This is a genomic window from Arenibacter troitsensis (assembly GCF_900177645.1).
Classification (GTDB): Bacteria; Bacteroidota; Bacteroidia; order Flavobacteriales; family Flavobacteriaceae; genus Arenibacter; species Arenibacter troitsensis.
Genome location: NZ_FXAO01000008.1, coordinates 94,729 through 106,980, shown reverse-complemented (window position 1 = coordinate 106,980; position 12,252 = coordinate 94,729). Strand labels below are relative to the sequence as shown.

Annotated in this window: 14 protein-coding genes; 12 read left to right on the top strand and 2 right to left on the bottom strand. The window is 38.3% G+C overall.

All coding sequences use genetic code 11. From position 1 onward, the window contains the following. The first annotated feature begins 59 nt into the window (after window positions 1–59). Window positions 60–3,416: a VCBS repeat-containing protein gene (locus B9Y87_RS17505; protein ID WP_085500269.1), complete on the top strand. Its 3,357-nt coding sequence runs from the start codon at window positions 60–62 to the stop codon at window positions 3,414–3,416. 192 nt (window positions 3,417–3,608) lie between these two features. Here the strand turns inward: B9Y87_RS17505 and B9Y87_RS17500 are convergent, their stop codons facing one another. After that, window positions 3,609–4,454 carry a DUF2911 domain-containing protein gene (locus B9Y87_RS17500; RefSeq protein ID WP_085500268.1) on the bottom strand — a complete coding sequence of 282 codons (846 nt, stop codon included), beginning with the start codon at window positions 4,452–4,454 and terminating at the stop codon, window positions 3,609–3,611. 174 nt (window positions 4,455–4,628) lie between these two features. Here B9Y87_RS17500 and B9Y87_RS17495 point away from each other — a divergent pair, with 174 nt between their 5' ends. The 11 genes from B9Y87_RS17495 (at window position 4,629) to B9Y87_RS17445 (ending at window position 10,812) form a co-directional block, all read left to right on the top strand. Then, window positions 4,629–5,048 (top strand): DUF1801 domain-containing protein, encoded by a 420-nt coding sequence (locus B9Y87_RS17495; protein ID WP_085500267.1) that lies wholly within the window; start codon window positions 4,629–4,631, stop codon window positions 5,046–5,048. A gap of 8 nt (window positions 5,049–5,056) precedes the next feature. Next, window positions 5,057–5,647 carry a Crp/Fnr family transcriptional regulator gene (locus B9Y87_RS17490; RefSeq protein ID WP_085500266.1) on the top strand — a complete coding sequence of 197 codons (591 nt, stop codon included), beginning with the start codon at window positions 5,057–5,059 and terminating at the stop codon, window positions 5,645–5,647. A gap of 80 nt (window positions 5,648–5,727) precedes the next feature. Continuing rightward, the gene (locus B9Y87_RS17485) at window positions 5,728–6,606 is read left to right on the top strand and encodes a pirin family protein (RefSeq protein WP_085500265.1); all 879 of its coding nucleotides are present in this window, start codon (window positions 5,728–5,730) and stop codon (window positions 6,604–6,606) included. Between the two features lie 48 nt (window positions 6,607–6,654). Beyond that, window positions 6,655–6,948, top strand: a complete 294-nt coding sequence (locus B9Y87_RS17480) for a GNAT family N-acetyltransferase (RefSeq protein ID WP_072860935.1) — start codon at window positions 6,655–6,657, stop codon at window positions 6,946–6,948. 2 nt (window positions 6,949–6,950) lie between these two features. Beyond that, the gene (locus B9Y87_RS17475; RefSeq protein ID WP_085500264.1) at window positions 6,951–7,181 is read left to right on the top strand and encodes a (4Fe-4S)-binding protein; all 231 of its coding nucleotides are present in this window, start codon (window positions 6,951–6,953) and stop codon (window positions 7,179–7,181) included. Window positions 7,182–7,316: 135 nt separating this feature from the next. Next, entirely contained in the window at window positions 7,317–7,859 is a 543-nt protein-coding gene (locus tag B9Y87_RS17470) for a DUF3124 domain-containing protein (protein WP_085500263.1), read from the top strand. A 143-nt stretch (window positions 7,860–8,002) separates the two neighbouring features. Next, entirely contained in the window at window positions 8,003–8,662 is a 660-nt protein-coding gene (locus B9Y87_RS17465) for a hydrolase (protein ID WP_085500262.1), read from the top strand. 48 nt (window positions 8,663–8,710) lie between these two features. Continuing rightward, window positions 8,711–9,010, top strand: coding sequence for a hypothetical protein (locus tag B9Y87_RS17460; protein WP_085500261.1), 300 nt, complete (start codon window positions 8,711–8,713; stop codon window positions 9,008–9,010). 19 nt (window positions 9,011–9,029) lie between these two features. Next, entirely contained in the window at window positions 9,030–9,710 is a 681-nt protein-coding gene (locus B9Y87_RS17455; protein ID WP_085500260.1) for a lysoplasmalogenase, read from the top strand. Window positions 9,711–9,822: 112 nt separating this feature from the next. After that, window positions 9,823–10,269, top strand: a complete 447-nt coding sequence (locus B9Y87_RS17450; RefSeq protein WP_085500259.1) for a VOC family protein — start codon at window positions 9,823–9,825, stop codon at window positions 10,267–10,269. A gap of 66 nt (window positions 10,270–10,335) precedes the next feature. Beyond that, window positions 10,336–10,812: a GAF domain-containing protein gene (locus B9Y87_RS17445; protein WP_085500258.1), complete on the top strand. Its 477-nt coding sequence runs from the start codon at window positions 10,336–10,338 to the stop codon at window positions 10,810–10,812. Window positions 10,813–10,934: 122 nt separating this feature from the next. On the opposite strand, the gene murA is transcribed toward B9Y87_RS17445, so the two are convergent. Then, entirely contained in the window at window positions 10,935–12,242 is a 1,308-nt protein-coding gene (gene murA / locus B9Y87_RS17440) for a UDP-N-acetylglucosamine 1-carboxyvinyltransferase (RefSeq protein WP_085500257.1), read from the bottom strand. Window positions 12,243–12,252 lie beyond the last annotated feature (10 nt).

Below are 12,252 nucleotides of genomic sequence, written 5' to 3'. Positions count from 1 at the left end.
TTAAGTTAGTAAGAAAAGGAGAGGAAACTCTCCTTTTCTGTTCTAAATACTTTTACAATATGGAAAATAGAATATTAAAGTTCCAGTGTACTTGGTTCCTTTTCTTTATTTTATATATGATCTCCACAATTGGATCGGCCCAAGATTCAAATAGGTTTACCCTCATGAAATCTTCACAGACCAAGATAGATTTTAATAATAAAATTAAGGACAAAAAGGATTCCAATATCTTAATTTATTCCAATTTTTATGGAGGAGCTGGTGTAGGAGTAGGTGATTTTAATAATGATGGGTTACAGGATTTATATTTTGCGGGCAATATGGTTCCGGACAAATTATATTTTAATCAAGGAAATTTTGAATTTAAAGATGTAACTCAAAATTCAGGAATCAATGATGATGGCGGATGGTCCACTGGGGTTACCATAGCAGATGTGAACAATGATGGTTACTTGGATATATACGTAAGCAGGGAACTTTATGACGACAAGCCCGAGTGGAGAACCAATCTCTTATATATAAATAATGGAGACGGAAAATTTGTGGAGTCTGCCTCAAAATATGGTGTGGCTGATTCCCAAAGGACAAGGCACGCCACTTTTTTAGATTATGACAAAGATGGGTTGTTAGATTTATTTTTATTGACCCAGCCACCAAATCCTGGAAGCTATTCCGAATTTTCTGGCACAACTTTGCTTAGAGAGGAATATCATATAAAACTATTTAAGAACACAGGCAAGGATTTTTTTATTGAAAAAACTAAGGAAGCGGGACTACTACTTACCGGATTCCCCAATGGAGTTTCAGCAAGTGATATCAATAACGATGGTTGGACGGATATCTACGTTGCCAATGATTTTAATGCACCGGATTTTCTACTTTTGAACAATAAGGATGGTACATTCACCAATGTTGCCGACAAGGTGCTTAACCATATGTCCTATTATAGTATGGGTGTAGATATTGCTGATATTAACAATGATGCTCTCTTGGATATTTTTGTGGTGGACATGGTTGCCGAGGACAATTTCAGATTAAAATCGAACATGAGTGGAATGAATCCTGATTCGTTTTGGAAAGTTGTGGATGAAGGTGGGCACTATCAGTATATGTATAATGCCTTACAGTTAAATAATGGAAACGGAACCTTAAGTGATGTTGCACAAATTACTGGGATGGCTGCAACCGATTGGAGTTGGTCCAACCTAATTGCTGATTTTGATAATGATGGTTTAAAGGACACCTATATTACCAACGGTCTTCTTCATGATATTAGAAACACTGATGCAGATAAAAAAGTAGGAAGCCTAATTAACGAAGCAACTTTTAAGTATTTGGAAGAAAACCCGCAAGGTGGTAACATTACAAGTATTTTCGATATTTTAGACTTAGATAAGATTCTATCCGTTCTTCCTTCACAGCCATTACAAAATTATGCTTATAAAAACATGGGAGACCTCAATTTTAGAAAGGTAATTGAGGACTGGGGACTTAAGGAAGAATCATTTTCCAATGGTTCGGCCTACGCCGATTTGGACAATGATGGAGATCTGGATCTAATAGTCAATAATATTAATGAAAAAGCCTTCGTATATAAAAACAACTCGGAAAAGTTTGACTCAACTAATTATTTGAGGATAAGACTAAATGACTCAAGCAATAGAGCTCTTTTTGGAACAAAAATTACATTATACGATAATGGGAATATGCAATTTTTGGAACATACTAATGTGAGGGGTATATATTCAACAAGTGAGCCCATTTTGCATTTTGGGTTAAATACTGCCATGGTTATTGACAGTATTCTGGTTCAATGGCCTAACGATACTTACGAAGTTTTAAAGAACGTTAAAACCAATCAATTATTAAATTTAAATATGACCAATGGCATATATAAACCCAACTCCAGCTTAAAAGATAATCCATCATTTTTCAAAGAGTCACAAAAGGATTTGCCATTTGATTATAGTCATAAAGAAAATGAATTTAACGATTATGATTATCAAGTTTTGTTACCCCATAAAATGTCCCAGTTTGGACCTGCATTGGCAAAAGGAGATGTTAATAATGATGGCTTGGAAGATATTTATATTGGTGGGGCCTTTGGTGTAGAGGCATCACTATATATCGCGGATAAAAATGGTGGCTTTTCAAAAATGCAAGATGAAAATTGGAAAAAGGACGCAGATTACGAAGATGTAGACGCCTTGTTTGTTGATATTAATGGGGATGGATTTCAGGATTTATATGTGGTTAGTGGCGGAAATGAATATGAAGGAAATGACTCTCATTATTTAGATCGACTATATTTGAATAATGGTAAAGGTGGTTTCGCAAAAGATACCATCCTAAATATTTATAGTATAAGTGGTTCCAAAGTTATCGCAGAGGATTTTGACAAGGATGGGGATTTGGATCTTTTTGTTGGAGGAAGACATGAACCCCATAATTACCCCAGACCAGCAACCAGTATGCTCTTAAAAAATGAAAACGGACAATTAGTAAACCGTACCATGGAAGTTGCTCCAGAATTAGACAGTTTGGGAATGGTAACAGATGCGGTGTGGAGTGATTATGACAATGACGGCCATAAAGACCTTATTGTTGTCGGAGAATGGATGCCTATAACAATATTTAAAAATAGCCAAGGAATTTTGAATAAAATAGCAAATCCGGTATTGGATGGAACATCGGGTTGGTGGTTTAGCCTCGATAAAGGGGATTTTGACCAAGATGGGGATATTGATTTTGTAGCTGGAAATATCGGGTTAAATTATAAATATAAAACTTCTCCAGAAAAACCCTTTGATATTTACTATAATGATTTTGATAATAATGGTAATTATGATATTGTGCTGGGGTATTACAATGGCGAAAAGCATTATCCATTAAGAGGATTTTCATGTTCATCGGAACAAATACCAGGACTTAAAGACAAAATAAAAAAGTATGATCTATTCGCCTCTATGGAACTAGATCAAGTTTATGGAAAAGAAAATTTGGAAAGATCGCTCCATTATAAAGCAGATACTTTTGCTTCATCCTATATCGAGAATTTGGGCAATGGTAATTTCAAGGTTTCCGCATTACCTAATATGGCTCAATTATCCAATATCAATGATATGTTATTGGAAGATTTTAATGACGATGGCAAACTTGATGTATTGGTGATAGGGAATTTGTTTGTATCAGAAATCGAAACGCCACGGAACGATGCCGGAACCGGAGTATTATTATTGGGAGATGGGAAAGGTGGTTTTGACCCATTGGGCGTTAAGGAAAGTGGTTTTTTTGCCAACAAGGATGCTAAAAAAATTATTTCGGTTTTTAACGGAGATAAAAAATGGGTTATTGTAGCAAACAATAACGACAAGACCCATTTTTATGAACAAATAAAGAATTACTCTAAACCATAAAAAAATTGCCAATAATAAAAGATTTGTTAGAGATTAATAAAACTGAAAAAGTCAATAATTCTTATTTAGTATATTATTTTAAACTTAAAAAATAATACCATCTGTGTCAACCTATTTTAGGACGGGACAATCAAACTAACAAAAAAAGCCCACCAATAAGTGAGCTTTTTTTTATTTGGTACTAAGATATTACTACTTAGCCCCCCACTCTTTCAGGGAGTCTTTGTTCATCTTAATATAGTCATCATTACCAGCAGCTTCGGCAGCGGCCAAAGATTTTTTTGCTGTTTCAATGGCTTGTTTTTTGTCACCGGCCTTAGCGTAGATCAAGGATTGTTGTCTCAACTGCCAAAAAGCGGGTTTCTCAGTCATGCTCATGGCTTTATCCATCCATTCCTTGGCCTTATTGATATCCTTATCGGCATTCATATAATATACGGCAGCCCAATAATAATCGTTGGCATCCGGTCCTTTCATTACCTTTTCTATAGCACTGGTCACCGCTTTGTCCGTAGGAACATCAAACTTTACCCCTACATAAACATCTGACCAATACATACCTAATGTGGCACCGTTATCTGAAAGGCCGTCTAAGGATATTGTAAAAGTTTCAACCTCAAATGGAAGATTTTGCACTTGAGCCGTTGTTTTAGCGGCAACTTTACTTTCGTCCCAAGTAGCGGGAGTTCCTCCCCCATCGGCTTCGGTATAAAATATAACTTCCCAGGAAGTTGCACCGGGCTTAGTATAAATGGCGTAAGAACCAGCTGTAAGTTCTTGATTACCAATTTTTACATTTTCACTAAAGGTTATTTTGGTCCTGGCGTTGGCCCCTGTTCTCCATAATTTATCATAAGGCACCAAATCCCCAAAAATGGTTCTGCCACGCATGGATGGCCTGGAATATTCGACCTTTACGTCGGTCAATCCAACCTTTTGGATCAAGGTAGAGGACGGACTCGCCGCCGGAGTTGTGATCTGAGACTGTACTCCAAAGGATACAGCAATCATAAAAACAAAAAGCGCTATTTTTTTCATGTTGATAAGTGTTTAGAATGTTTATGCTAAATTACATATTAAAAGCCTAATCTGGAAGTGGGACTATCGTATTATGCCCAACTAATGATAATATCTTCAAAAGCGATATTGATACTTAAGCAGTATGTCATTACTCCTTTTTTAGTAAATTTATAGAACTCCAATGTGGAAGCTATGACAGAGAACAAAACCAAAGCGAACAATAAATCCGTTGTAGCTTTTTTAGACTCCATTGAGGACGCAGAAAGACGTAGGGAAGCACATATATTATTGGAATTGTTCAAAAACATTACCCACGAACCGCCTATAATGTGGGGCGAAAGTATAGTCGGCTTTGGTAGTTTTCATTATAAATACGATTCAGGTCGGGAAGGCGATATGTGCATCACGGGATTTTCCCCTAGAAAAGCCAATTTTTCCATCTACATCATGTCGGGATTTTCCAATAATCAAGAGCTTTTGGAACAATTGGGCCCCCACAAAACGGGCAAAGCCTGTCTGTATATAAAACGCCTATCGAATATTGATATGGACGTTCTTTCCGAAATGATAAGATCATCCTACCTTCATTATAAAAACAAACATTCCCAATAAATATTTACATGCAAAACTTCACTAAGTACCTAAAGACCAAGGCGAATATAGCGGAACCTGAATTTGAACTGCTTATCAAAAAAGTAGAATTAAGGAATGTTGAAAAAGGCGAATTACTCTTACGTTCGGGAGAAGTTTGTAGACATTCCTTTTTTGTTGAAAACGGTCTCTTACGCTCCTACACGGTAGATGATGCTGGCAAGGAACATATAATACAATTCGGTTCCGAAAATTGGATCGTTTCCGATCGTAGCTCTGCTTTTTTTAATGAGCCTTCAGATTTGTTTATCGATGCCGTAGAGGATACCAAGGTGGTTTTAATTAGTTCGGATTTTATAAATGAAGCCAGTGAAATAAGTGCTTCCTTTAGGAACTACAATCAAATAGCCCTTCAGAACCATATTCGACACCAACAAAAACGAATTAATCTTTTATTGAGCGCGAGTGCGGAATTGAGATATATGAATTTTATAAAATTGTACCCGGATCTAACGCTAAGGGTACCACAATGGATGATCGCTTCCTATTTGGGCATTACCCCGGAAAGTCTGAGCAGGGTACGTAAGGAATTGGCACATAAGAACTTTAAACCCAACTAGGCCGGTATTACTTATCATACATCAATGCACAAATCCCCTTATCCTTGTATTATTGCCATAAGATTAATAAATAGATATTCATGAATACAAAGAATATAGAAATAGTAGTGGCTCCAAGGGAACCGCATTATGTGGGTGACGGGTTTAGGGTACATAATTTTATCCCCAGTGGTTTTAGGTTGGATATGGAACGAATGGATCCCTTTATCCTTTTGGACTACAATTCCCCGTTTTACTTCCCTCCTACCGAGAAACCTAGAGGTGTAAGTGTACATCCTCACCGGGGTTTTGAAACGGTTACCATAGCCTATCAAGGAAAAGTGGCCCATCATGATAGTTCGGGCAACAGTGGCGTTATTGGCGAGGGGGATGTACAATGGATGACCGCAGCCTCTGGGATACTCCATAAAGAATATCATGAAGAGAAATTTAGCAAGGAAGGCGGTTATTTTCAAATGGCCCAACTTTGGGTAAACCTTCCGGCCAAATACAAAATGTCCGCCCCAAAATATCAGGGAATTACCAATGCCCAGATAAATAAATATGAGTTGAAAAATAATAATGGTTTTATTGAAGTCATAGCCGGTAACTATAAAAATATTGAAGGTGCGGCCTCTACATTTTCCCCAGTAAATATGTTCAATGCAAGAATTGAAGAAGGTGGTAGAGCAGATTTTAGCTTTCCTGCACACTATAACACTGCCATGTTGGTCGTTGCCGGGGAAATAAATGTGAACGGAACACAGACGGTATCCGAGAATCATTTTGTTCTCTTTGAAAATAAGGGGGAAGATTTTAGTTTAGAGGCCACGAAAAAGTCAGTTGTTTTAATTTTGAGTGGAGCACCCCTTAACGAACCTATAGCCGCACAAGGGCCTTTTGTTATGAATACCCGTGAGGAAATAGCCCAGGCCATAAAAGATTATAATTTGGGCAAATTTGGCTATTTGGAGGAATAAAGTGTAAATTAGAAATAGGGTTATACAGAACGAATTAAAACAATAGTGATGGACTACAAACTAATTGATAATACGGAAGGAAAGCAATATGAGTACCATATTGATGGCGTTATTGCCAAAATTGAATATATACGGGCCAAGGATAAAATTTATCTTACCCATACTGAGGTTCCCAAGGAATTGGAAGGGCAAGGAGTAGCATCCGCCCTTGTTAAAGATGTGCTGAACGATATAGAAAAGAAAGAATTGACCTTGATCCCCATGTGCCCATTTGTGGCTTCCTATATAAAGAGGCACCCCGACTGGAAAAAGTTAGTGTTAAAAGGAATTAATATAGCGTAAAAATGGAACAGAAAGAAAATACAAAGGAATACACCAATGGTGAAATTACAGTGGTCTGGAAACCTTCAAAATGTATTCACGCCGGAGTATGTGTCAAAACCTTACCAGAGGTATACGATCCAAAAGGGAAACCGTGGATAAAGCCGGAAATGGCCACCACCGAACAATTGAAATCCCAGATCATGAAATGTCCGTCCGGAGCCTTATCGTTTTACATGAACGGCAAAATTTAGAAACTTACATCTATCCTTAATTTGCCATGTACGATTTTCCAATTAAAGAGTATCTTTATGCAGGACTAAGCGATCGTAACGGCCGTGGCGGTTTTAAGTTTTAATGATGCAATGTTTAAAACGAAGTCTAAAAGAATGATTAATATATTTCTCAAAAGTTTCTATTTAAAAGGAATAAAAATATGTCTTGCCCTCTGCTCCCTGCTTGTAATTATAAGTTGTTCCGAGGAAAAGACAGTTAGTCATATAGATCCTGTTAATTGGGAAAAGAGATACTTGGCCCTACCCGAACAGGACTCACTTATAAAAGGTAGTTCCTATTTGTCCATTTACTCGTCCATATACGATGGAACGGCAAGAACGCTGCATCATTTAACGGCTACGGCAAGTATGAGAAATGTAAGCAACACCGATTCCATTTATATTTTAAAAGCTGAATATTACAATACCCAGGGCGATCTTATCCGTACCTATTTTAACAAACCTATATATCTGAAGCCTTTGGAAACCATTGAAATTGTCATTGATCAGGATGATGAATACGGGGGGACAGGAGCAAATTTTGTTTTCGATTGGGCAGTGGAATCACATAATCACGAGCCCATTTTTGAAGCCGTTATGATCTCCACCACTGGGCAACAGGGTATCTCCTTTACTACTCGGGGTATAAAATTGTAGGGGGTTGTCTTGGCCCCAAAAGGTTATTACACCTATTTTTCCTGTCTATACCAATTAAAAAAAGACTATATTTAATAAGGTCAAGTTTAAGGCAAATTTACCATCCTTCTTGTTCTTCCTATCAACCTAATTCATGCTGCATTATGATCAAGGTACCTTCTTTTGGCAGTAAACTGAGAAAAAATATCGTGGAGGTACCGGAGATAATCAACTCCTGTTCCGGAATACGGGTTTTTGGACAATTGTTAAAATCGTTCCTATTCAGTACAGATGTGGCCATTATTAGAAACACCAATGCCAATGCCATTATTGCGGTCTATCCCTTTACTCCCCAGCCCTTAATTAGTCATGCCTTAATTTTAGCTGCCGACAAGCCTATATTCTGTGGGGTTGGCGGTGGAATTACCACAGGAAAGAGATCCGTGGAATTGGCACTGCATGCGGAGTTTCAAGGTGCCTTGGGGGTGGTCCTAAATAAACCAACTCCCAATGAACTTATAGAGAGATTAAAGCTTAAAATAGATATTCCGGTAACCATTACCATTGTTTCTGAAAAAGATGATATAAAGGGTAGAATAGCAGCAGGTGTGGATATTTTTAACGTATCTGGAGCCGGTAAAACTGCCGATATAGTTAAGCGAATTAGGGATATTGACAGTGATATAGCAATTTTGGCCACTGGAGGCCATATAGAAGAGGACATTATTAAAACTATAGAGGCCGGTGCAAATGCCATTAGCTATACCCCTCCTTCCACCAGTGAGTTGTTCAAGGACATCATGTTAAAATATAGAAGTGAATAATTACCAACCAATAAGCAATCAATATTTAAAACCGTAAGCCCGCATTTTATGAATATCATTCACAGCATCCCAGAAAACATTTTTGAAAGCATCGGTATTGCAGCTGGTCTTAGCGCCTGTCTGGTTATTGCCCTACAAGTATATAAAGAATACCGCTATAAGGGGCCCAGCAGCCTTTCCAACGGCTTTATTTTTGGCTGGGTATTTATATATCTATTTTGGTGTTTTTACGGTATACGTTTTAATACCATTGCCCTTTGGCTAACCAACGCAGTTGCAGTGGTCCTTCAATTGGCCCTCTGTTTTATTGTGGTAAGAAAAAGAAAACTGTATACCTCAAAAACATAACATTACTATATTTTTTAGGATGAAGTTAAGGCAGAATACCTTTTTAGGTCTATATGTTTTTATGGTGCTTTTAGACCTCTTAACGGGATACTTTCACTTTCAGGGCATGAGGCAATTTACCAAGCCTCTTATTCTTCTTACGCTAATATTGCTTTTTGGGATATGCGGAAGCCGGTTGGACAAAAAGATTTATCGTTACACCCTAATGGCACTATTATTTTCCTTAACGGGAGACATACTTTTACTTTATGATCACCTCTCCCCTTTATATTTTATGCTTGGACTAATAGCTTTTCTCTTGGCCCATATAAGTTATTCCGTAGTATTTCTTATCCAGGGTAAAATTGTTTTAAAGCAAGAAATTCGCTTTGTGGCGGTATCGCTTCTGGCCTACGGCATTGCCCTGTTCATGGTGCTACAGGACAATTTGGGTACGCTAAAAGTCCCTGTAATAATTTATATCCTAGGTATTTTGATCATGACCATTACGGCTTTTGGTAGAAAAGACCTGGTAGATTACACAAGTTTCAAATTGGTATTTATGGGGGCACTGTTCTTTATCTTATCCGATAGTATTTTGGCCGTCAATAAGTTTCTTGTGGCCATACCAGGGTCACATTTTCTGGTAATGGGCACCTATGCCACAGCTCAATATTTAATGGTACGCGGATTATTGACTGGTGATCAAAAACTAAATTGAGCATGGAATAAATGACAATTTCCTAAAAATTAGCATAAAAGTAAATTAGCCTGAATGAATTGATTCATTTTTATTTACCTTTCTTTCCAACTAAAATTAATTTCTAATATACATGTACAAGCCCATATTGCTGCTTCTCAGTTTTTTTATACTACAAGCCAATGCGCAAGACTTCGATTTTAAGATAGACCATTCTTCCTTGATCGTCAACCATCTTGATGCTACTGCGGATTTCTACTCCAATATTCTTAAGTTAAAGGAAATCCCACATCCGGACAAGGCACCGGGATTTCGTTGGTTTCAGGTCCAGGGCAATTCACAGTTGCATCTCATTTATAAGGATACCGTGGTCATAAAAAAGCATAAGTCCATGCACCTCTGTTTATCAACGCCCAACCTGGAAACCTTTATTGAACATTTGGAAGATAACGATATTGAATATGAGGATTGGCCAGGGACAAAAGGAGCGGTTACCTTGCGTACGGATGGAGTTCGACAAATATACCTTACTGATCCGGAAGGCTATTGGATTGAAGTCAATAATGCCCAACACGATTAAAAACCTCGTCAGTAGTTTGGATGGATTTAGTAAATTTGGTTATTAATGTAAAAATAAATTAAGTATATGAACAAGGACAATGCGCAAAGGAAGACTGTTATAGATGCCCTCCTTACAAATGAAACCATAAATTGGCAGGAAGTCCTTTCTACTGTAATTTCCGCTTTTGACTGTACTACCGGTACCATACATTTTTTGGATGAAAAATCGGGATTGTTAAAGGTCCAGGCCCATCAAGGCATACCTCCCTTTCTAATTCCCAAACTTTCGGAGATTCCTATAGGTAAGGGAATGGCCGGAATAGCGGCAGAGCGTCGTGAAGCCGTGGAAATGTGCAATCTACAAACCGATAATTCCGGAGTGGCACGTCCTGCGGCCAAAGAAACAAAGGTAGAAGGGTCTATTGCGGCTCCTATGATGTTACATGGAACATTGTATGGAACTTTGGGTATTGGCAAGCCCGTTCCCTATGATTTTACCAAGGAAGAAGTGAGTGATCTTTTAACTATTGGCGAAAAAATTAGTGCTGTCATAAGTGGATAAGCAATATTTAAATAAAATAATGTATTCCTAGGAACCCCATTGGGAACATTGAATACTGTATATAATAAAACAAGGGCTTTCGAATGGAAAGCCCTTGTTTTATTATGAAGTAAAATGCATGACTATACCCTGGTGATCTTGGCACCAATAGCCCTTAGTCTCGTATCTATATTCTCGTAACCCCTATCTATCTGTTCTATATTATGAATGGTAGAAGTACCTTTGGCGGACAATGCTGCGATCAGCAAGGAAACACCGGCCCTAATATCGGGAGACACCATGGTGGTGGCTTTAAGGCTGGATTTAAAGTTATGTCCTATAACGGTAGCCCTATGGGGATCGCAAAGAATAATCTTGGCTCCCATGTCTATTAATTTATCTACAAAGAACAAACGGCTTTCAAACATCTTTTGATGAATCAGCACCTCGCCTTTCGCTTGTGTAGCCATCACCAGAATAATGCTCAACAAATCTGGTGTAAGTCCGGGCCATGGTGCATCTGCCACGGTTAAAATGGAGCCATCTATATAGTTTTGGATCTCATAGCCGTCCTTATGCTCGGGAATGATAATGTCGTCCCCTTTGCGCTCCAGCTGTATCCCCAACTTTCTAAAAACTGTAGGGATTTGTCCTAAATCGTCCCAACTCACATCTTTAATGGTAAGGTTGCTCCTAGTCATGGCGGCCAAACCTATCCAACTACCGATCTCTATCATATCCGGTAGCATTCTGTGGTCTGTTCCTCCAAGGCTGTCCACACCTTCTATTTCCAATAGATTGGAGCCGATTCCCGTAATTTTAGCTCCCATCCTATTCAGCATTTTGCACAATTGCTGTAAATATGGTTCACAGGCTGCATTGTAAATGGTAGTTTTTCCATCCGCCAACACTGCGGCCATAACAATGTTAGCAGTTCCTGTTACCGAAGCCTCATCCAAGAGCATATAGGTGCCCTTTAGTTTTTTGGCTTCAACACCATAAAAGTGCTCTTCCTTGTTGTATCTAAATTTGGCCCCCAGTTTTATAAAACCTTCAAAGTGGGTATCCAATCGCCTGCGTCCTATTTTATCACCCCCCGGCTTGGGAATATACCCCTTGCCAAAACGTGCCAATAATGGACCTACGAGCATAATGGATCCTCTAAGGCCCCTACCGTCCTCTTTAAATTGGGAAGATTGCAGGTAGTCCAAATTAATATCATCTGCCATAAAGGTATATGACCCCTGACCTTTCTTTTGGATCTTAACCCCCAAATCCTCCAACAAGGAAATTAATTTGTTTACATCTACAATATCCGGGATATTGCTAATCGATACTTTTTCCGAGGTAAGCAATACTGCACATAGAATTTGTAATGCTTCATTCTTGGCCCCTTGTGGCGTAATTTCACCATGTAATTGATGACCGCCTTCTATTTTAAATGTTCCCATTAAGGTTTGA